This window comes from Burkholderia sp. AU27893 (assembly GCF_002223205.1).
Taxonomy (GTDB): domain Bacteria; phylum Pseudomonadota; class Gammaproteobacteria; order Burkholderiales; family Burkholderiaceae; genus Burkholderia.
Map to the genome: position 1 here is coordinate 2301418 of NZ_NKFD01000004.1, position 21023 is coordinate 2322440.

Here is a 21023-nt window from a genome sequence, read left to right on the forward strand (position 1 = left end):
GCGGCATGCCGCCGCGCCTTTTATCCCTGCATGACAAGGAGCACATGATGAACGAGGACAAGATCAAGGGTCAGTGGAAGCAACTCTCGGGCAAGCTGAAGGCCAAGTGGGGCAAGTTGACCGACGACGACCTGAAGGTGGCCGACGGCAATCGCGAGTATCTGGCCGGCAAGATCCAGGAGCGTTACGGCATCGCACGCGACGAAGCCGAGAAGCAGTTGAAGGAATTCGACCGCGAGCTGTAACGCGACAGCGTTTCCATCGCGCTTCAATGCAACCGCCGCGGCGCCCACGGCGCCGCGGCCACCAGGACAACGACATGGGCAAATACCTGATCGCCTGGCTGCTCGGCGTGCCGGTCGGGCTGCTGGTGCTGTTCTTTCTGATCACGCACGTCTTCTGAGCGTGCCGGCTCGATCAGAGTCGATCAAAACAACTCGTTTTTCAGGGAGATAAACAATGAAATTTCTTTCGATCTCGGTCGCCTGCATCGCCTTGATGAGCGCTTCGATCCCGGGATTCGCGGCAGGGTGCCTGAAGGGCGCGGCCGTAGGCGGGGTCGCCGGCCATGTTGCGGGGCACCACGGGGCAGTGGGCGCGGCCGCGGGTTGCGCGATCGGCCACCACCACGCGGCAAAGAAAGCGAAGGCGGCAAGCGCGGCAACGGCCGCGTCGCAATAAACGCTTCGACGGGGCCGGCGGACGTTCGCCGGAACCGCCGGCGTTGCGCCGCGCGCCGGAGGCCGCAGGTAAAGGCGTGACCGCCGGATTTACAAAAATTTCGCCAATCCAGAGGAAAAATCGTTCATGGATATGCATGGCTTGATCATATGGCTGGTCATCGGCGCCATCGCCGGCTGGCTTGCGGGCGTGCTCGTCAAGGGCGGCGGCTTCGGCCTGCTCATCGACATCGTCGTCGGGATTCTGGGCGCGGTGATCGGCGGCTGGCTCGCCGGCGTGCTCGGGATCGGTTTCAGCGGGATTCTCGGCTCGATCGTCATCGCCCTCATCGGTGCGGTGATCCTGTTGCTCGTGATTCGCCTGTTCAATCGCGCAACGTGACGGGTCATCGAGCGCGCTGGCGAAGCGCTGCGTCAAAGAACTCCACAATGACAGGTTCGACGCCATGATGGACGAGCCCGGTGTTCGACACCGGGCTCGCGACACTTAGTGCCCCTTGTAGAGTTCGAGCAACTGGCTCTGCAAGGCCATCATGTCCTTGTCGTGCTGCGTCTGCAGCTTCGCCATCGCTTCGTTGTGCTGCATTTCCATCGCCATCATTTTCTGCTGGATACCGATGGCCTGAGTACGCTGCTCGGGCGTGAGCTTGTCCATCATCATCATGGTCCAGTCGGTGGTATGCGACATGTAGGTGCCGCTGCGACCAATGCCGCCACCGTCTGCCTGTGCCGCGCCCGCGACGAGCAGGAACGGAATGGCGCCACACAGCATGAGCTTGCGAATCGGGTTCATCCGGGTTCTCCTGTCAAGAAAGGACGTCGGGAAGCGCCCGTGTCGCATGCACGGGTTTCCTGAGCGTGTGTCATGAACTGCCAGCTGACATCAAGACCTCGTCCAATCCATCGACCCGATGATCGAAAGGCGTCTCCCTGACACGTGCTACGAGGAATCGGCCGATGAATGATGATTCGACTGGCGAGACGTTTGTCGTCCCATACCGGCGGATATGACACGGCTCGATGAGATTTTCGGAGTCGCGTCATCCCGCGCGCCCGGCCGTGGCGTCCATGACGCCCCTCCCCCGAAATGACAAACGCCCTGCATTCGCAGGGCGCTTCATGCCGCGGTTCGTGCGTGCGCCGGCCAATCGGTCTCGGCCGGCGCAGCCCCCGCGCTTTCCTTTCGTTACTTCGCCGCGTTCGCCGTCATCTTGAAGATGCCCTGCGCGTTACCGGCATCGAAACGCAGGTCGGTCACCCAGCGGCGCGCCGCCTGGTCGAACGTGCGCTTGCGCGTGATGAACTCGTAGAACGAACCCGGCACGTTGCGCTTCACCGTGCCGCCGTCGCGCGTGCGGAATTCGCGCTCGACGGTATCCGCGCGATACGCGGTCTGGAACACGCGGCCCGAGCGCGAGCGCTCGACTTCCGGCTTCATCGGCCGGCCCTTCGCCTTCTCGTCGTCGGACAGCTTGAACACGTCGGCGACGCGGTCGGTCGCGTGGTTGAACGCGTTGCCTTCGGTCGCGATCCACGCCATTTCCGCGGATTCGAGCAGCAGCGTTTCGTAGTCGAGTTCGTTCGGCAGGTCGTGCTGGCGCGCAAACGCGCCGACGATCTCCGGCAGCAGCGCGTGCGCGGCCTCCAGCGGCAGCCAGCCTTCGCGCTCGACTTCCCACAGCAGCGCGACGGCCGCCGGCGACAGCGGATCGCGCGACGTGCTCACGACGTTCGTCACGGCCTGCTGGAATTCCTTCGAGAAACGCTCCGGGTGCAGTTCGCTGACGAAGAACTGCGCGATTTCGTCCGGTGCGTCTTCATGCGCATACGCGCGGCCGGTCATGCCGAGCTTGTCGAGCGGGTAACGGCCGTTCAGGCGAAAGCCGAGCGGACGCAGGATGCGCGTGAACGCGGCCTCGCCCGGCGGCAGCGCGCCGGTGTGCGGCCAGCGCACCGTGCGCAACGCGCCGTGGTCGAAATAGACCGAGCCGCCGCTTTCGACCGCTTCGGCCGTGTACGCGCGGCCGTTCGCCGACCGTTCGAGCAGCCCTTCGAACAGCGCCATGTTCATCGCCTGCGCGATTTCCGCGCGCGTCACGACGCCGTCTTCCCATTCTTCGAGGATGGCCGGCATGTTCAGGGTCGAGAACAGGGCGTCGGTCTTCGCCTGTCCCAGCAGCTTCGTCAGCAAGCTCTCGATATTCGGATTGCGCATCAGGATTCTCGTCTCGGGGGACCGCCGGCAAACGTGCCGGCAACTCGTCGGCCGGCCGCCCCGCGGGCGCCTGACCTTGCGTGGAGAGCATTATTCAAAGGGTTGCAGCCGGGCGTAAAGCGAGATTAAATTGATATGTGATGAGTTTTTGGAATTATCAGCCGCTCCCGGCTTCGCCCGCCGGCCCGCACCGGGCAGGTGCGTTCGTCAGACGAATTCAGGGCCTGTTTAGATATGGAACGCACATGCGAATGCCCGAAATCGCTCGTCGGGCAAGGAGTGAGGAGCGCCGTTTGGCCGAGCCAAACAAGCGACGAGCGACGCCGCCATACGGGCGATTTCGGGCATTCCCGTGGCATGATTTTTTAATTTGGGGTTGCCACGAGAACGGCCGCTCGCCGCGTTGCGCTCCTTGCGAATACGTCAGTATTCGCGGCGTCGCGCGCCTCGCGAGCGGCCGTTCTCGTGGCAACGCATGCGCGTTCCATATCTAAACAGACCCTGACATCATGCGTAAATTCAAGATCCCCAACATGGGCGCGCTCGTGGCTTTCGAAGCCGCCGCGCGCCACGAAAGCTTCACGCACGCGGCCAAGGAGCTGTTCCTGACCGAAAGCGCGGTATCGCGCCAGATCGCGACGCTGGAAGCGAGCCTCGGCGTGCGGCTGTTCGCCCGCGTGAAGCAGCGCGTCGTGCTGACGCGCGCCGGCAAGCTGTACGGCACCCAGGTGCGGCGCGCGCTGGAAGCGCTCGACCGCGACACGCTGTCGATCATCGCGCACGGCAGCGGCGGCGGCTACCTGGAGCTGGCGGTGCTGCCGACCTTCGCGTCGCACTGGCTGATCCCGCGCATCAAGAGCTTCTACGACCGCACGCCCGACGTGCGCGTGAACATGGGCAGCCGCACCGACCTGTTCTCGTTCGAGGACACCCACTTCGAGGCCGCGATCCACTACGGCAAGCCGACCTGGCCCGGCACGTCGTCCGACTACCTGTTCGGCGAGGAAGTCGTGCCGATCTGCTCGCCGGCGCTGCTCGACGGGCCTGTGCACAGCGTCGAGGACCTGCTCGCCTACCCGCTGCTGCACTCGACGACGCGCCCCGGCGCGTGGGCGCAGTGGTTCGAGACGCACGGCGTCGAGGACATCCGCACGATGCAGGGCGTGCGCTACGAGCTGCACACGATGCTGATCAGCGCGGCCGCGGCCGGGCTCGGCATCGCGCTCGTGCCGAAATTCTTCGTCGAGGAACAGCTGCAGCAGCTCGGGCTGGTGGTGCCGTGCGATGCGGCAACCGTCGGCGATTCCGCGTACTACCTCGTGTATCCGACGGAGCTCAGCCACAGCAAGCCGCTGGAGCTGTTTCGCGGCTGGCTGCTCGAGCAGGCGAGCGCGTATGCATCGCCGGATCCCGATGCGGACGGCGACGATCTGGAGGACGACGAGGACGTCGAGTAACGGCGCGGTCGCGCCCGCCTCATGGCGCGGCGGCCTCGCACGCATGTCGCGTCGGCGGGCTGGCCGTCACGACCTTCACCAGCCGCGCGTGGTCGGGCTCCTCCAGCCCCGGGCACACGGTTTCCAGATCGCGAATCACGAGCGTCGCATGCCCGTCGAAGCGGCACACGCCTTCGGGTTGCGCCGCCGGCAGCCGCAGACTGCGCCGAGCATCGCGCTGGTTCGTGAACCGGATCACCCCCGCGCGTTGCGAACGGTCCGGCAGGCGCCGCGCCGATGCGTCGTCCTCCTCGAACCACACATCCTCCCCGCTCTCTTCGTCGCCGTAATCCACCGCGTAACGGCCCGACAGCGTGATCGCACGGCCGACGTACACCGAATGGCATTCGGGTTCGGCGTCGGCCGGGATCGTCTGCGCATGCGCCGCGGCCGCGCCGCAAGCCAGCCACAACACGGCGCACAGCACGCGGGCGCGGCCGGTCAGGTTCGATACATCAATCGATTGGCGGATCATGGGCAGTGAGGGGCGGGTCATCGTGACGAAGCCCGCATTGTCACCCGGCGCATGCATCACGTGCATTACATGTGCCACTTCACCGTGGCGGTCAGCGTGCGCGGATCGCCGGGCATGTTGTACAGATCCGCATTGCCGTGCGCGGCGATGAAGTAGCGGCGATTGAACAGGTTGTCGAGCGTGAGCGTCACGTCGACCTTCTTGCTGCGATAGCCGGCGCCCAGGTTGAACACGGTGAACGACGGCAGCGTGACGAGATCGCTCGCCGACGTGTAGCGCGCCGACTGGAACTGCATGCCGGCAGCCGCGTAGAAGCCGTACGGCAGCTCGCGCTTCACCCACAGGTTCGCGCTGTGGCGCGGCATCAGCCCCGGCGTGTTGCTCGACACCGCGACACCGGCCGCCGTCGATTGCGCCGAGCCGTCGACCGTTCCGTTCAGGTACGCGTAGCCCGCATACACCGACCACTTCGGCGCGATCTCGCCGGTAAAGCCGAGTTCCATCCCGTGCACGTGCTGCGTGCCGATCGGCAGCGCATAGCCGGGATTCGCCGGGTCGCCGATCTGCTGGTTGGTCTGGCGCATGTCGAACAGCGCGACGCTGGCCGTCGCCTTGCCGCCGAGGTCGAAGCGCGAGCCGACTTCATACGCGGTGGTCTTCTGCGGCGCGAGCGCGGCGCCGTTCGAGAATGCGCCCGAGCTGATCAGCGTATCGGCCAGCGGCGAGAACGACTGGCTGAACGAGCCGTACAGCGTCAGCCAGTCGAGCGGTTCGTAGATCAGGCCGACGCGCGGGCTCCACGCGTGATCGGTGCGATCGAGGTTGACGTTCGACGACGTGTAGTCGTGGCGGATCTGGTTCAGGTAGTCGAAGCGCAGCCCCGCGAGCACTTTCCAGTGTTCGGTGAGCGAGATCAGGTCCTGCGCATAGACGCCCGCGAGCCCGACGACGGTCGATGCGTTCGTCTTCGCCCGTGCGCCGGTCGGCACGCCGGGCAGCACCACCTGCTGCGGATTGAACAGATCGTAGGTCGCGACCTTCGACACGCCGTAGATCGTGTCGAACTTCTGCTGCTGCGACAGTTCGAGCCCGTACAGCAGCTCGTGACGCATGCCGAACAGCGACGTCTTCTGCGTGAGTTCGAACAGGCCGTCGATGCCGTGGTCGGTGCGCTGGCGCGTCGACTGGTCGAGCGTGACGACCGGGTGCGCGGCCGTCTTGATCGGCTCGTACGTGACGTAGTTCTTGCGTTCGAGCGAGAAGTCGTACGCGCGGATCGCGCCGTGGAACGACAGCGAATCGTTGAAGCGATGATCGAGCGACACCGTCGCGCTCTTCGCGGAGACGTCGTTGTACGAACTGTTCGCCGCGTCGGCCGAGCCGTAGAACGTGTTGATCGGCACGTCGACCGGCCGGCCGAGATACGCGGGCAGCCCCTGGTCGGACGTGCGGCGGTCGTGCAGGTAGTCGAATTCGACGTTCAGCACCGTGTTGCTGTCGAGCTTGAACTGCGCGGACGGCGCGATCGCCTGGCGGTTGAGCTGGAACTGGTCGCGGAAGCTGTTCGAGTTTTCGGCCGCGCCGGTGATGCGGAAACGCGCCGCGTCGTTCGCATTCCAGCCGAGGTCGAATTCGCCGCGCCGCTCGCCGCGCGTGCCGAGCGTCACGCCCACGTCGCGCACCGGGTTCGCGTCCGGCCGCTTCAACACGCGATTCACGATGCCGCCCGCCGAGCCGCGGCCGTACAGCACGGCCGCCGGCCCCTTCAGCACTTCGACGTGATCGACGTTCGACAGGTCGCGATAGTAGAGCGCATCGTCGCGGATGCCGTCGACGTACTGGTCGGTGATGCTGTTGAAGCCGCGGATCGTGATCTGGTCGCGCTGGCCGTCGCCGACCGAGAAGCCGACGCCCGGCACGTTGCGCAGCGCATCCTGCATCGACGTCGCGTTCTGGTCCTCGATCACCGCGTGCGGCACGACGTTCACCGTCTGCGGTACGTCCATCAGCGACATGTCGGTCTTGGTGGCGGCACGCGAGCGGCCGCCGTCGTACGACGCATGCTCGGCGGTCGCCTTGACCGAGATCGCGGGAAAGGTCGCCGCGGCGTCGCTCGCCTGTGCGAAGGAGGTGCGTGCGCCGGCCAGCGACGTGGCGATCAGCAGCGCATGGCAGGCGCTCTTGTTGAGTTTCATCGTTGAAGTAGAGGCTGAGGGAAAACGGCGAACGGAAACGCATCCGGCCAACGCCGTGAATCGGGCTGGCGACAGACTTTCCGTGAACAAGCAGCGGCGCGCAGGGATCGCCTCGTCGCGCCGACGGGCCGTGAACGGCCGGCGCGGGTGGCAGCCGGCCGGCAGGACCGGCACGAAAGAGGCCATGACGCTCCGTCACGGCTCGTAACGGAGCGAAATATTAAACGAGAATGATTCGTGTTTTTAGTTAATTTTTAACGTGTCGCCTGCCCGCAACGTGCAGGCGCATGGCGCTCTGTATTCCTGACGAATGCCTTTCTATTTCGCGCGTTTAAGCGACTCGATCGTAATAAAAACGAAAGAAATTCTTCGGCCGCATCAGGCGATGAAGGGCCAGGCAACAGGCGGGATTCGGGAGACGACGACGAAAGGAGTGGAGAGGATCACGAAGCATCCGTCGAAGCGGACGGCGCATATTCGAAGTCCGGTGCGCGCCGGACCGGGCAACCCCGACCCGGCGCTCCGGGCAGCCGACCTCGCATCGGCAGCGCGGCGGACCTTCTTTCGTTCTTCACTACATATGCTCTCAGGCTCACTTCATTTTTTTCTTCGCCGCGCCGGGCCATTATCCGCTGAAACCGGCCCGTTTGAAACGTTTGCGCGTGCTGTTGGCGCCTTATACCAAGGATTCGGAAACAGTCTTTCCAAATGCTTTCAACGCCTGTGGGACGGTTCGGCAATTCTTGCATTCGCGCCGGCGTTCCTTTTTAATGGAACTGGTTCCAATCGTTGAATCGGCCAGGGCCAAGCGTGACGTGTCGTCGTCCGCGCGTCATGATGCCGATTCAGGATCGAGGATCTCCCCGCTCAGGATTCGCATCGCCCGTCCTTCCCGGACACCCCGTCAAACGAGACCGTCATGCCCGATTCCGCCTCCCTGCAGCAGCTGTTTCCCGCCTTTCAGGACATCCCCGCCGAGTACCGGCTCGCCTCGCCGATTCACCAGCGCGTGTCGCTCGTCGACGGCGCGTTACGGCCGTGGGACGGCGCGACCAAGACCGTGCTGTCGCCCGTGTGCGTGCGGCAGGCGGACGGCAGCGTCGAGCAGGTCGAGATCGGCAGCTACCCGGTGATGGGCGAAACGGAAAGCGACGCGGCGCTCGACGCCGCGGTGCGCGCGTACGACGCCGGCCGCGGCGAGTGGCCGACGATGAAAGTCGAGCAGCGCATCGCGTGCATGCAGGATTTCATCAAGCGGATGGTCGCGCAGCGCGAGCTGGTGGTGAACCTGATCATGTGGGAGATCGGCAAGAGCCTCGCCGATTCGCAGAAGGAGTTCGACCGCACCGTCACGTACATGACGCAGACGATCGACGCGCTGAAGGAGCTCGACAACGCGAATTCGCGCTTCGTGATCGCCGAAGGCACGATCGGCCAGATCCGCCGCACGCCGCTCGGCGTCGTGCTGTGCATGGGCCCGTACAACTATCCGCTGAACGAAACGTTCGCGACGCTGATCCCCGCGCTGCTGATGGGCAACACCGTGGTGTTCAAGCCGCCCCAATACGGCACGCTGCTGTTCGAACCGCTGCTCGAAGCGTTCCGCGACGCGTTCCCGAAGGGCGTGATCAACACGATCTATGCGCCGGGCGCGGTGGTCGTGCCGCACATGCTCGCGTCGGGCAAGATCAACGTGCTCGCGCTGATCGGGTCGAGCAAGGTGGCCGACCACCTGAAGAAGCAGCACCCGAAGTCGCACCGGCTGCGCGCGATCCTCGGCCTCGACGCGAAGAACGCGGCGATCGTGCTGCCCGACGCCGATCTCGACCTCACCGTGAAGGAATGCCTGCTCGGCGCGCTGTCGTTCAACGGCCAGCGCTGCACCGCGCTGAAGATGCTGCTCGTGCACCGTTCGATCGTCGACGAATTCCTGAAGCGCTTCACCGCCGCGCTCGAACAGCTGAAGATCGGCATGCCGTGGGAGAAAGGCGTCAGCATCACGCCGCTGCCGGGCATGCATCGCACGGCCTACATGACGGATGCGATCGACGACGCGAAGGCCAAGGGTGCGCAGGTCGTCAACCATTCGGGCGGCGAGTTCAGCAAGACGCTGTTCTATCCGGCCGTCGTGTACCCGGTGTCGGAAGGGATGAAGCTGTACCGCGAGGAACAGTTCGGGCCGATCATCCCGGTGGCGACGTTCGACGACGTGGACACCGCGCTCGACTACGTGACGACGTCGGATCACGGCCAGCAGGTCAGCATCTTCGGTTCCGACCCGGCGCAGATCGGCGCGCTCGTCGATCCGCTCGTGAACCAGGTGTGCCGCGTGAACATCAACTGCCAGTGCCAGCGCGGGCCCGACGTGTTCCCGTTCGCGGGCCGCAAGGATTCGGCGGAAGGCACGCTGTCGGTGAGCGACGCGCTGCGCGCGTTCTCGATCCGCTCGATGGTCGCGGCGAAGCAGACCGACAGCAGCAAGCAACTGCTCGATTCGATCGTGTCGGATCACTACTCGAAGTTCATCAATACGGGTTTTATTTTCTGAAGCGCGCCGCTCGTAAAAAAGCCGCTGCACCCACCCACGCAGCGGCTTTTTTACGCCTGCGCGTCACTACGCCCGAACCGGGAACGTCAACGCGTCGAGTTCCAGCGGCCCGCCGGTCAGCTGGACCGGGCCTTCATCGCCGATCAGCACCGTATCGGAATGACGGAAGCCGCCGACACCCTCGATATAGATGCCCGGCTCAATCGTCAGGCACATCCCTTTCTCGATCGGCCGGTCGTAGCCTTCGGCGAAGAACGGCGCCTCGTGCGCAGTGACGCCCATCCCGTGCCCGGTCCGGTGCAGCATCCGGTCGCCCATCCCCGCGTGGCGGAAATAGTCGTTGACCTTGCGATCGACGTCGCTCAGCAGCGCGCCCGGCATCGCCGCGTCGAACGCGAGCCGCCGCCCTTCCGACATCACGTCGAACGCGCGTCGCGCCGCGTCGGGCACGTGGCCAAGGAAGAAGGTCCGTTCGACTTCCGCGCCATAGCCGTTCATCACCGCATTGACGATCGACACGTGCGGGCCACCCTCCTCCATCCGCATGTCGATGTTGCTGAAGTTGTGCGGATCGTGCGACACGCTGCCCGGCTGGAACACCGCGACGATGCGCGTCGCCAACGGGTTCAGCGTCGGATCGTCGGCCAGCAGCCGCTGCATGATGAAGCCGCGAATGCGCGACGACATCTCCGCCATCCCGAGGCCTGGGCGCGCTTCGTTCAGCAGCAGGTTGTGCGCGTCTGTCGCGATCCCGCACGCATACACGTGGCGGCCGATCTCGTAGTCGGACTTGATCATCCGCACGTCGTCGATGATGTCGATGCAGACGCGCTCGCCCGGCGTCTGCGCATAGACCTGCAACGGACACACCGACTCGACGCCGACACGCTCGCCCGGCCCGAACAGCGCCTTGAACCGGTCGCTCCATTCGCGCCCGGCCGGCGCCGGAAATTCGAAATACGGACTCAGCTCGAGTTCGCCGATCGAGCGCGTCCGCACATGCGGCTGCTCGAGCTGCGGCACGACGAACTGCGGCGGGCCGCTGCGCGAAATGACCAGCACGAACGGCCGCTCGTGGACGATATTCGCGAAGTTCGTCAGGTAATAGATGTTGTCCGGCGAGAACGCCACATAGCGATCGAGGCCGACTTCCGCCATGCGGGCGCGCACGCGCTCGAGGCGTCCTTTGAGTTCCGCCTCGCTGGGCGGCGCAAACGTGGGGGTGAATTTCATGCGTGACTTCTCCTGTTGAGAGTGACGGGACGGCCGCATCGGTCGGCCATTGCGACGTCGCCATACCGCTTCACTTGATTCGTTATCCTGCATTTCAGCGATACGAATGGCGACCGAATCCGGTTCGCTTATTCGCTCGGCAAGCGTCGAAACCCGAGCAGCGCGACCAAGCTCACGACCGACATCGCGACGATGTACAGCGCGGGCGACGCCTTGTTGTGCGTGGTCGCGATTAGCCACGTGACGATCAATGGGGAAAAACCGCCGAAGACCGTCGTCGGGATGTTGTACGACACCGCGAGCCCGGTGCTGCGCACCGCGGCCGGGAACGCGCGCGCGGCCAGCGCGGGCACCAGCCCGACGAGCACGCCCATCGGCGCGGCGGCGGCGGCCTGCATGATCAACAGGTTGCGCAGCGACGGGCTGGCGATGACCCACATATAGAGCGGCAGCGTGATCGCGGACAGCACGACGATCGCGGCGGCGACCATCGCGACCGGCCGACGCCAGACGTCGCCGAGCAGGCCCGCGAGCGGCGCGATCGCGACCATCACGACGCCGGCGACCGTCGTGCTCATGAACGGCGCGGACATCGGCAATCCGAGCTGCTTCACCGCGAACGTCGGCATGTAGATCAGGACCATGTAGAACGCGGCGGTACTGACGATCGTCACGCCGATCGCCGCGAGGAACGACGCGAGGTGCTCGCCGAACAGGCGCTTGAGCACCTGTGCGACCGGCAGCGCTTCGCCGTGCACGAATGCATCGGTTTCCGACACGCTGCGACGGATGTAGAAGCCGACCGGGCCGATCAGCAGGCCGACTACGAACGGCACGCGCCAGCCCCAGCTTTCGAGCTGATGCGGGCTGAGCGACGTCGTCAGGATCGTGCCGATCGTGCCGCCCAGCACGATGGCCAGCATCGTGCTCGCCATCTGCAGGCTCACGAAGAAGTTGCGCCGATGGGGCGGCGCCTTTTCCGCAAGGAACGCGACGGTGCTGCCGAATTCGCCCGATGCCGCGAAGCCCTGCACGAGCCGCGCCAGCACGAGGATCGTGGCGCCGAGCCAGCCGGCCTGCGCATACGGCGGCGCCACCGCGATCGCGGCCGTGCCGGCCAGCATCAGCCAGATCGTGACGGACATCGCCGCCTTGCGGCCGTACCGGTCGCCGTACAGCCCGAGCACGACACTGCCGAGCGGCCGCACGACGAACCCCACGCCGAAGGTCGCCGTCGCGAGCAACAGCGATCCGACCGGCCCGGCCACCGGGAAAAACAGCTTCGCGATCACGCTGGCGAAATAGCCGTAGATCACGAAGTCGAACCATTCGAGCGCGTTGCCGGCCGCGGCCGCCGCGACGTCGCGCAGCGTGCCTGCCCGCTCCGACGGCTGCGCCGCGGCCGAAAGGCGATCGAGCGCGAGGGCGCCCGCCGGATTCACTGCATCCTCTTTCATCGTCTGTCTCCTCCCGCTGCTGGCTGCAGTGGTTTCGTGCTCATGTTCGATGCGCACCGTTACCGCGTCCAACGGATTTCCAGAATATGATCATCACCAACGTGAATAACGGTGCGAGCGCGGCGTGCGACTTCGTCGCGGCGCCAGCCGGCTCTCTGGAAGGGCAAACGCGACCTTGCGCGAACGGCCCGCGGCCCGGACACTGGCCGCCACGACGTTCCGGCTCCCGACGTCACGCGCGGGATGCCGGCACCCGAATGGGAGATGTGCGATGAAGGATGTGTTCCGCCAGCTCGACCTCAACCTGCTGCGTGTGTTCGCGGCATTGATGGCCGAAGGCAACGTCACGCGCGCCGCCGAACGGCTGGCGCTTTCACAGTCGGCGGTCAGCAATGCGCTGCGCAGGCTGCGCGAATCGCTCGGCGACGTGCTGTTCGAGAAAACCGTCTCCGGTGTGCGGCCGACCGCACGGGCGCGCGAGCTGTGGTCGGCGGTCCAGCCGCACTTCGACGCATTGAAGCAGGCGATCTCGCCCGACCAGTTCGACCCGCAAGAACATCGGGGCACCTTCACGATCGCGATGTCGGACTACTCGGTCGAGCGCATCATGCCGCGCCTCGCGCAGTACATGGGCACGCATGCGCCGTCGATGCGACTCGAGCTCACGCCGTTCAGCGTCGCCGACCTGCCGGGCATGTTCGACCGCGGCGGCGTCGACCTCGCGATCGGCGGCTACCTGAACGACTCGAGCCCGAGCAGCGGCGTGCGCACGCACGAGATGTGGCCGATCCACTGGAGTTGCCTGATGCGCAAGGATCACCCGCTCGCGAAGGGGCCGCTCACGTTGAAGCGCTTTCTCGCGGCGCGGCATCTCGACGTCGGGTTTTCCGGCATGCGGGTGCCGGTGTACGACAGCCTGCTCTCCGCGCACGGCCTGCAGCGCAATCTCGTCCTCACGCTGAATGCGTACTCGCCCGCGCTGGCGATCATCCGGGAATCGGATTTCATCGGCGTGCTGCCGACCACACTGCTCGATCTGTCGATCCACAAAAAGGCACTGGTATCGCGGCAACCGCCGGTGCGCATGCCCGCGCGACCTTACTGCGTGATCTGGCATCAGCGTTGGGACAGCCATCCCGCGCACCGCTGGCTCCGGCAGACGATCGTGTCGCTGTTCACACGCCCCGCGGAGCAGCCGGGCAACGCCGTACGTTCGCCCAAGCGCCGCGCCACGCGCCAGAGCTAGACGCGCGGGCGTGCCGCCTCAGACGTTCGACACCAACAGCCGGATCCCCGCCACGCCGAACACGACGGCGAGACACGCTTCCATCGCACGCCGGCCGCGCACGTAGAGCCGGCGCGCGCCGTCCATCGAGAACACGAGCGCGTAGCCGCCGAACACCAGGCACCCGATCACGAGGCAGCCCGGCATGACGGCACCGTGCGACGCGCCCGCGCCGTTCGACGACAGCGCGACGATCGATACCCACACGAGGATCGCTTTCGGATTGGTCAGGTGCAGCATCGCGCCGCGTACGTAGAAGCGCGACAGCCGCTGCTCGCCCGCTGCGTTCGTCGACGCCGCCGCGTTGCCGGACCACGCCGTGCGCCCCGACTTGAACGCGAGCCACAGCAGGTACAGCCCGCCGAACAGCTTGATCGCGACCAGCAGCTTCGACCACGCGAGCAGCGCGGCCGACACGCCGAGCGCCGCCACCGTCGCCCAGCACATCGACCCGGAAATGACGCCGAGCGCGAACGCGAGCGCCGCCTTGCGGCCCTGGTTCGCGGCAACCGACATGATCGCGAGATTGCTCGGCCCGGGGCTGGCCGTCCCGATGAAATAAGCCGTGTAGGCCAGCAGCAGGTTGGCCGAGAAGAAGGCGTGGACGCTCATGTCGAACCTCGCAGGGATGATCGGGGCATTGTTGGCAAACGCGCGCCGTCTGCCCATGGACAATTGGCCGACAAATCGCTGGGCCAGTTGGACGGGGCGCGCAACCGCGTCGCCACGAGTAAATCCGTCTCGGATTTGAAACACCCGTCACATTCGCCGACAGCTTTCGCCGAGCATGGCGGACGTCCTGTCCTGCCGCTTCCACCGGGCCGCACGCTTGACAGGCGCAGGCGGCACGCGCGGGCCGGCCCGTTTCGTCAGATGGCCGGGGAACGCGCCACGCAATTTATCCCGGCGTTACGTTACATCCGTGAAGCATTTCGCGTCGGCGAGCCGCTCCGCGGACTCGATTTGCATCGCGCCGCGCCGGTAGACCGCCTCCTCGGTCCCCTCCGCCCCCCAATACCGGCGGGACTCGCGGCCCGCGTCGCGTCGCGGCTCAACAATACTCAACAATCGTCTCGCGCCGCTGGTACGAAACCTGCATCCCGTTCAGGTAACCACCGCGCCGATCACCGCGCGGACACGAACCCACCTCGGGCGCATCCAGCGGATACGCCCGAACGATCCGAGCAAGTAACGAGGCCCTTCATGGATGCACTGCCCAATTCGTCCGACACGTCGTTCCAGCTCTTTCTCGCGAAGGTGCTCGAACAGCCGTTGCCCGACTGGACCGAAAAACAGCAGATGGAACTCGAGATGGCACGCTCGCTGTCCACCGAAATGGTTCAACTCGCCGAGGACATGCGCGGCCGCACGCCCGATCTCGCGCGCTGCCTCGTGCTGCTCCGCTACGCGAAGGTGCTCGACTTCATGCTGACGTCGCTCGCCGCGCACCGCGACATTCATCCGCAGACGCTGCGCACGCTGTTCCGGCTCGCGAACCTGAAAGTCGACGATGCGTATCCGGCCTGAGCCGGCGCACTGCATCGGCTGCCGCGGGCGTCACGCATGGCTGCGGCGGCCCTTCCCCGATTCGCGGCACACGCATGCCCGATGACCTCGCCGCATGATCCCCAGGAACCGGCGATCCCGACTGGCCAGCGCACTCGGCGCGTTCGTGAAACACGACGGCCGCGACGCGCAGAAGCCGCTCGACCCGAACGATCGCCGCGACGATCGCGACGTCGAGCGGACGATGCGGCGCGTGTCGCCGGCCGACCTGTCCGATTCGATGGCCGACGCTGACGGCAGCGCCGACGACGCCGAGACTGAAGCCGAGGCCGAAGCCGGTTTCGCCGATGTGAGACGCACGCCGTGAACGCTGTCGATTTCGACCGGATCTGGCCGGCCATCTGCGAAACCCCTGCCTGGTCCGTGACGAAAGGCCAGGGCAGCTTTCTCACGTTCGAATTCGGGCAACCCGCGCTGCATGTGCGGGAGCCGCTCGCCGGCTCGCCCGGCCTGTCCGCGACGGCACGGGACAGGCTCGCGTCGCGGCACGTGACGGTGGCCGGCAACGGGCATCTGTGGATCTGCTACTGCCATTGGTCGATCGCGCTCGACGGCCACGAGCTCGCGCACAGCGAATCCCGATCCGGCGACATCGCGGCCGCCGCGCAACGGCTCGACGGGCAGATCCTGCAGTCGGTCACGCCCGGTGCCCAGCCGGGTTCGTGGACGTTCGATTTCGACCTCGGCGGCAAGCTGACGACCTGGCCGTACGGCGACGATCCGGCCGACGAACAGTGGCATCTGTACGACCGGCGCTCGGGCAACGTGCTGACCGCCCGCGCCGACGGCACCTGGTCGTATGGCCCGGCGAACCTGCCGCCCGGCAGCGAATCGTTCGGCGCCGAATAGCCGCCCGCGTGCTTTCGTCCACTTCCGGCAGCGCGCCGGGCTGATGCCGTGCATCAGCGTGGCGGACGGCCTCGCCCCGCAAACGGAGGTACAATCGCGCGCCATGAACGCACTTCGCCGCTTCCTGCTCCGCCAAGGCGTCGCGCGACAGCTTCTGTGGGGGTTCCTCCTCGTGACGCTGCTGTCCCGCGCGCTGATGTCGGGCGCCGTGATGCTCGATCCGGACGGTCCGGATGCGGGCTCGGTGGTGCTGTGTTCGGGCCGCGGCCCGCTGATCGTCAACGTGGCCGCGCTGGCGGCCCGTTTCGATGCCGGCGCGCCGATCACACCGGCCAACGACGCGCTCGCGCTCGCCGATGCGCTCAAGCATGACGGGCATGCCGACAACACGGCGTCGTCCGGCAGCGGCGACAGCCTGTGCGCATTCGGCGCCGCGCTGTTCACCGCGCTCGCGTCGTTCGTGCTGCTGGTGCTGCTGTTTCCCGCCGCCGCGCCACGGCGCTTCCGGGTTTACTTCGACCGTATTCCCGTCGTGCGATCGATCTTCGACGATCGCCCACCCTCCCGCGCCCCTCCGCTGTTCTGCTGACGGTTCCGCCCCGCGGCTCGTGCACGTCGACGTGCGCGGGCCTGCATGCCGTTCGTCTCACACGACCTGATTCAAGCGTTCACCCGCCTGCCCGCCTCGCGCGGGCGACGCCGTCATGCACCGCTTCCGCGCATGGCGCCGCGCCGCCCGTTTCGTCGATGCGTGCAGGCGGGCGCAACGCGCGTTGACGCCCGCCGGCCCGTGCCGGCGTGGCCGCTCAACGAACCCGAGGAGCTGACACCATGTCGACCACCGTCGAACGGGCGATCTCGCCCGCCCAATCCGCCCACGCCGGCTACCGGACGCTCTGGCGCTGGCACTTCTATGCCGGCCTGTTCGTCATGCCGTTCCTGGTGGTCCTCGCGATCACCGGCACGCTCTATTGCTTCCAGCCGCAGATCGAGCCGCTGCTGTATCCGCACCGGCTCGTCGTCGAGCCGCGCGCCACGCCGCGGCTCGATGCCGACTCACTGCTCGCGAGCGCGCGCACCGCGATGCCGGCCGGCGCGACGCCGGTGTCCGTGCAGGTCTCGACCGCGCCGGACCGCAGCGCCGAATACGTGTTCCGGCTGCGCGACGGCAGCCGCGAGAGCGTGTACGTGAACCCGTACGACGGCAGCGTGCTCGGCACGCTGAGCGTCGAGAACCGCTTCATGCAGATCGACCGGATGCTGCATCGCAAGCTGCTGCTCGGCAAGACGGGCGAGTTGCTGATGGAGCTCGCCGCGTGCTGGACCTTCGTGATGATCGGCACCGGCATCGCGCTGTGGTGGCCGCGCGGCGCGACGCGCGTCGGGCAGGCGCTGCGCCCCGACCTGTCGCTGCGCGGCCGGCCGCTGTGGAAAAACCTCCACGCAACCGCCGGCATCTGGCTCGCGGCCGGCACGATCGCGTTCATCCTGACGGGGCTGCCGTGGTCGGGCTCGTGGGGCAAGAACTTCAAGGCGCTGGCCGCGACCGTGAACCTCGGCGCGCCGGAAGGCGCATGGGGCGGCGGATCGGTACGCTCGACGCGCCCCGGCGCCGCCGCGGCGCCCGCACCTGCCCAGGCTGCCGCGCCGGCCGGCCATCACCACGACTCCGGCGAGTCGATGCCAGGGATGGTGATGGACGACCTGCCGTTGCCGCAAACGCCGTGGGCGGTCGGCAACGTGCCCGTCCCGCATTCGCCGTCGGCGCCGACACCGGCACCGGCACCGCTGCCGCTGGCCCGCGCGATCGCGATCGTCGCGGGTCTCGGCGTGACGAGCGGCTACACGCTCGCGCTGCCGTCCGGCGCGGACGGCGTGTTCACCGCGTCGTACTTCCCGGACGACCCGAAAGCCGAGCGGACGATTTACCTCGACCAGTACAGCGGGGCCGTGCTGAAGGACATCCGCTACGACGACTACGGCGCGGTATCGCGCGCCGTGTCGTACGGCACGTCGCTGCACATGGGCCGCTATTTCGGGCTCGCGAACCAGATCGTCTGCGCGGTGCTGTCGCTCGGGCTGGCCGCGATGGCCGTCACGGGCACCGTGATGTGGTGGAAGCGCCGCCCGGCTCGCAAGTTGGGCGCGCCGTCGCGCGAGCGCGGCGCGCCGCCGATGCGCGGCTGGATCGCGGGGCTCGTGCTGCTCGGCGTCGTGTTCCCGCTGATGGGTGCGACGATCGTCGCGGTCTGGTTGATCGACCGTCTGCTGTTCGGCCGTGCGGCACGCGCAGCGGCCTGATTCATCGCGCGCCGGCATACGCGGCGCGCCGACGCGACAAGCCCGGGCCACCGCGTGGCTCGGGCTGTTCGCGCTCGTGCTCGCGCTCGTCGCGCCGCTGATCTCGCAACTGCGCGCTGCCGCAGCCGATGACGGCCTGCCGGCCGCACCGATCTGCTCGGCGACCGGCAACACGCTCGTGGCGCACGCGGAACCGAAAGCGTCTTCCGATTCGCTGTCCGATTCTCCATCCGGCAAGCATTTCGACCGCTGCGGCTATTGCGGCCTGCTCGCCGGCCATCCGCCGCTGCAGTCCGCGGTGTTGCTCTCCGCTTCCCCGGCCGTGCGGCATGCGCCGCCCGCGCCGCTGATCCCCTCTGCCTGCCACCTGCCGAAGCGCTACGCGCTCGCCGCGCGCGGGCCGCCTTCCGCCCGCGCCTGACGCACCTCGCGACCGCGCCGCCGTATGCCGCGCGGCGCCGCCCCGCTTCGCCTGCCCGCCCTGCCGGTGCCCGATGCCGAACCCACGCGAGTGACCACGCGCGGCGGCCGGTGCCGTGCATGGCGCGCATCGTGTCCGTCTCATCATCGTCACCATCACCCTACGTACAACGACATGTTTACCTCGACCCGTATTGCCGCCGCGCTGTCCGGCGCGATCTCCGTGCTCTTCGCGTCGGCCGCCTGCGCGCAAGGCGCCGACGCGCCCACCGATGCACCGGCCGCGTCGACGCTGCCCGCGATCAACGTCAACGCAACCCGCGAGATGGACTCGCTGACATCGCAATCGACCGGCAAGCTGAAGCGCACGCTCGAGCAGACGGTCGGCTCGGTGGGCTTCGTCGATGCCGACAGCTACCGGAATACCTACGCGTTCACGCTGCGCGACGTGCTGAAGGACGTGCCCGGCGTGTTCGTCGAGAACCGCTACGGCCAGGAACTGCGGCTGTCGATTCGCGGCTCGGGCATCGCCCGCTCGTACCACACGCGCGGCCTCGAGATCCTGCAGGACGGCATCCCGACCAACCTCGCGGACGGCAGCGGCGACTACTACCAGATCGATCCGCTCGCACTGCAGGCGGTGCAGGTCTACAAGGGCGGCAACGGCCTCGCGTATGGGGCGTCGACACTCGGCGGCGCGATCGACTTCATCACGCCGACCGCTCATACCGCCGACGCGCCGAACATCGTGCGCGTGGAAGGCGGCAGCTACGGCACGGTGCGCACCAGCGCACAGATCTCGCGCGTGCTCGGCCCGCTCGATTTCCTCGCGAACTTCAGCGTCAATCACGCGGACGGCTATCGCGATCATTCGAAGGGGCAATACGAGCAGTTCAACGCGAACGTCGGCTACCGGTTCAGCCCGACGGTCGAGACGCGCTTCTACGTCGGCGTGTACGTCGTCGACCAGTTGCTGCCCGGCACGCTGTCGTTGTCCGATGCGCTGAACAATCCGACCAAGGCCGCGCCGAACGCGATCTCGGGCGACCAGGCGCGCAACACGCGCACCGAGCGGATCGCGAACCGCACGACGGTGAAGCTCGATTCGGGCGAGCTGCAGTTCGACACTTGGGCGATCCACAAGAGCCTCTATCACCCGATCTTCCAGGCACTCGACCAGGACGGCTGGACCTACGGCTTCGCGCCTCGCTACACGGGCCACCTGACGCTCGGCGGGATGCGCAACGACCTGATCGTCGGTGCGCGCTTCTTCGGCGGCCGCACACAGGCGAACCAGTACGTGAACGTCAACGGCAACAAGGGCGCGCAGACGCTCGATTCGACGCAGACGGCGTTCAACTACGAGGCGTATGTCGAGAACCGGCTGTTCTTCGTGCCGACCGTCGCGCTGATGACAGGCGTGAAGGTGCTGCACTCGGTGCGCGAGTACATCGACAACGGCGGGCTGCCGCGTGACCCGAACTACAAGTCGACGAACGCGAGCTACAGCGGCGTCAATCCGAAGCTCGGGCTGCTGTGGCAGCCGGACGCGCACACCCAGGCCTACGTCGACGTCACGCGCAGTCAGGACGTGCCCGACTTCACCGACCTCACGCAGACCTTCTCGAACACGACGCGCTTCACGCCGCTCGCGGCGCAGCACGCGTGGACGATCGAGTTCGGCACGCGCGGCGCGCGCGAGCGCGTGAGCTGGGACGTGACCGCCTATCGCTCGCTCGTGCGCGACCAGCTGCTGCAGTACACGACGAACCCGGACGTGCCGGCGTCGACGTTCAACGCGAACAAGACGGTGCTGCAAGGGATCGAGGCCGGCGCGTCGGTCGAGTTGCTGCGCAACGTCACCGGGCGCGGCGCGGGCGACAAGGTCACGCTGTCGGGCATCTGGAACCTGAACGACTTCCGCTTCAAGAACGATCCGCAGTACGGCAACAACCGGATCGCGGGCGTGCCGCTGAACGTGCTGCGCGCGACGCTGGGCTACGCGCGGCCGAGCGGCTTCCACATCGCGGCGACGCTCGACTGGGTGCCGTCGGGCGCGTGGGCCGACGATGCGAATACGCTGCGCGTGCCGAGCTACACGCTGCTCGGGCTGCAGGCCGGCTACGACTTCCGCAATGGCCTCTCGCTGTTCGTGGACGCGCGCAACCTGACCAACAAGCGCTATGTGAGCGACATCAGCACGGTCGCGAATGCGCGCACCGCGAATACCGCGATCTTCTATCCGGGCGAAGGGCGCAGCGTGTTCGCCGGCATGCGGTACGCGTTCTGATGCCCGGCCTGAC

At 66.8% G+C, this 21023-nt stretch carries 22 protein-coding genes; 15 read left to right on the plus strand and 7 right to left on the minus strand.

The features are described 5' to 3' along the window. The first annotated feature begins 47 nt into the window (after positions 1 to 47). The 4 genes from CFB47_RS30175 to CFB47_RS30185 all read left to right on the plus strand — a co-directional run bounded on the left by CFB47_RS30175 (position 48) and on the right by CFB47_RS30185 (position 1062). On the plus strand, positions 48 to 245 hold the full coding sequence (locus CFB47_RS30175; RefSeq protein WP_009694074.1) for a CsbD family protein: 198 nt from the start codon (positions 48 to 50) through the stop codon (positions 243 to 245). Positions 246 to 271: 26 nt separating this feature from the next. Then, a complete protein-coding gene (locus tag CFB47_RS41840) occupies positions 272 to 403 on the plus strand; it encodes a hypothetical protein (protein ID WP_256941090.1) in 132 nt (43 codons plus the stop codon). Between the two features lie 56 nt (positions 404 to 459). After that, the gene (locus CFB47_RS41845) at positions 460 to 681 is read left to right on the plus strand and encodes a hypothetical protein (protein WP_089463201.1); all 222 of its coding nucleotides are present in this window, start codon (positions 460 to 462) and stop codon (positions 679 to 681) included. Between the two features lie 132 nt (positions 682 to 813). After that, on the plus strand, positions 814 to 1062 hold the full coding sequence (locus tag CFB47_RS30185) for a GlsB/YeaQ/YmgE family stress response membrane protein (RefSeq protein WP_256946801.1): 249 nt from the start codon (positions 814 to 816) through the stop codon (positions 1060 to 1062). A 105-nt stretch (positions 1063 to 1167) separates the two neighbouring features. On the opposite strand, the gene CFB47_RS30190 is transcribed toward CFB47_RS30185, so the two are convergent. Together CFB47_RS30190 and CFB47_RS30195 are read right to left on the minus strand one after the other, a co-directional pair. Continuing rightward, the gene (locus CFB47_RS30190) at positions 1168 to 1473 is read right to left on the minus strand and encodes a hypothetical protein (RefSeq protein ID WP_143330880.1); all 306 of its coding nucleotides are present in this window, start codon (positions 1471 to 1473) and stop codon (positions 1168 to 1170) included. 393 nt (positions 1474 to 1866) lie between these two features. Then, a complete protein-coding gene (locus CFB47_RS30195; protein WP_089463203.1) occupies positions 1867 to 2895 on the minus strand; it encodes a DUF1338 domain-containing protein in 1029 nt (342 codons plus the stop codon). A 509-nt stretch (positions 2896 to 3404) separates the two neighbouring features. Here CFB47_RS30195 and CFB47_RS30200 point away from each other — a divergent pair. After that, entirely contained in the window at positions 3405 to 4352 is a 948-nt protein-coding gene (locus tag CFB47_RS30200) for a LysR family transcriptional regulator (protein WP_089458925.1), read from the plus strand. Positions 4353 to 4371: 19 nt separating this feature from the next. On the opposite strand, the gene CFB47_RS30205 is transcribed toward CFB47_RS30200, so the two are convergent. Then, a complete protein-coding gene (locus tag CFB47_RS30205) occupies positions 4372 to 4887 on the minus strand; it encodes a hypothetical protein (RefSeq protein WP_256946770.1) in 516 nt (171 codons plus the stop codon). A gap of 44 nt (positions 4888 to 4931) precedes the next feature. Further along, complete coding sequence (locus CFB47_RS30210; protein ID WP_089463204.1) at positions 4932 to 7061, minus strand: TonB-dependent siderophore receptor; 2130 nt, start codon at positions 7059 to 7061, stop codon at positions 4932 to 4934. A 310-nt stretch (positions 7062 to 7371) separates the two neighbouring features. On the opposite strand from CFB47_RS30210, the gene CFB47_RS41330 reads away from it, so the two are divergent. Next, positions 7372 to 7854 (plus strand): hypothetical protein, encoded by a 483-nt coding sequence (locus tag CFB47_RS41330; protein ID WP_179258998.1) that lies wholly within the window; start codon positions 7372 to 7374, stop codon positions 7852 to 7854. 126 nt (positions 7855 to 7980) lie between these two features. Further along, positions 7981 to 9609 carry an NADP-dependent glyceraldehyde-3-phosphate dehydrogenase gene (locus CFB47_RS30215; RefSeq protein ID WP_089463205.1) on the plus strand — a complete coding sequence of 543 codons (1629 nt, stop codon included), beginning with the start codon at positions 7981 to 7983 and terminating at the stop codon, positions 9607 to 9609. Between the two features lie 66 nt (positions 9610 to 9675). On the opposite strand, the gene CFB47_RS30220 is transcribed toward CFB47_RS30215, so the two are convergent. Both CFB47_RS30220 and CFB47_RS30225 read right to left on the minus strand, forming a co-directional pair. After that, positions 9676 to 10842 (minus strand): Xaa-Pro peptidase family protein, encoded by a 1167-nt coding sequence (locus CFB47_RS30220; protein ID WP_089463206.1) that lies wholly within the window; start codon positions 10840 to 10842, stop codon positions 9676 to 9678. Positions 10843 to 10970: 128 nt separating this feature from the next. After that, the gene (locus CFB47_RS30225; protein WP_089463207.1) at positions 10971 to 12299 is read right to left on the minus strand and encodes an MFS transporter; all 1329 of its coding nucleotides are present in this window, start codon (positions 12297 to 12299) and stop codon (positions 10971 to 10973) included. A gap of 271 nt (positions 12300 to 12570) precedes the next feature. On the opposite strand from CFB47_RS30225, the gene CFB47_RS30230 reads away from it, so the two are divergent. Then, a complete protein-coding gene (locus CFB47_RS30230; protein WP_089463208.1) occupies positions 12571 to 13545 on the plus strand; it encodes a LysR family transcriptional regulator in 975 nt (324 codons plus the stop codon). A gap of 18 nt (positions 13546 to 13563) precedes the next feature. Here the strand turns inward: CFB47_RS30230 and CFB47_RS30235 are convergent, their stop codons facing one another. Beyond that, the gene (locus tag CFB47_RS30235; protein ID WP_089463209.1) at positions 13564 to 14196 is read right to left on the minus strand and encodes a LysE family translocator; all 633 of its coding nucleotides are present in this window, start codon (positions 14194 to 14196) and stop codon (positions 13564 to 13566) included. A 591-nt stretch (positions 14197 to 14787) separates the two neighbouring features. On the opposite strand from CFB47_RS30235, the gene CFB47_RS30240 reads away from it, so the two are divergent. From CFB47_RS30240 to CFB47_RS30270, 7 genes are all read left to right on the plus strand, one after another. Next, entirely contained in the window at positions 14788 to 15111 is a 324-nt protein-coding gene (locus CFB47_RS30240) for a DNA-binding protein (protein WP_089443328.1), read from the plus strand. Positions 15112 to 15205: 94 nt separating this feature from the next. Then, entirely contained in the window at positions 15206 to 15457 is a 252-nt protein-coding gene (locus CFB47_RS30245) for a hypothetical protein (RefSeq protein WP_089463210.1), read from the plus strand. After that, positions 15454 to 15999 (plus strand): hypothetical protein, encoded by a 546-nt coding sequence (locus CFB47_RS30250; protein ID WP_089443330.1) that lies wholly within the window; start codon positions 15454 to 15456, stop codon positions 15997 to 15999. Before CFB47_RS30245 ends, CFB47_RS30250 begins: the two co-directional genes overlap by 4 nt. Before the next feature lie 103 nt (positions 16000 to 16102). After that, positions 16103 to 16588, plus strand: a complete 486-nt coding sequence (locus CFB47_RS30255) for a hypothetical protein (protein ID WP_089463593.1) — start codon at positions 16103 to 16105, stop codon at positions 16586 to 16588. 242 nt (positions 16589 to 16830) lie between these two features. Then, complete coding sequence (locus CFB47_RS30260; RefSeq protein WP_089463211.1) at positions 16831 to 18300, plus strand: PepSY domain-containing protein; 1470 nt, start codon at positions 16831 to 16833, stop codon at positions 18298 to 18300. Further along, entirely contained in the window at positions 18278 to 18721 is a 444-nt protein-coding gene (locus CFB47_RS30265) for a DUF2946 domain-containing protein (RefSeq protein ID WP_105749923.1), read from the plus strand. Before CFB47_RS30260 ends, CFB47_RS30265 begins: the two co-directional genes overlap by 23 nt. A 174-nt stretch (positions 18722 to 18895) precedes the next feature. After that, positions 18896 to 21010 (plus strand): TonB-dependent receptor domain-containing protein, encoded by a 2115-nt coding sequence (locus CFB47_RS30270; protein WP_089463212.1) that lies wholly within the window; start codon positions 18896 to 18898, stop codon positions 21008 to 21010. The last annotated feature ends 13 nt before the right edge of the window (positions 21011 to 21023 follow it).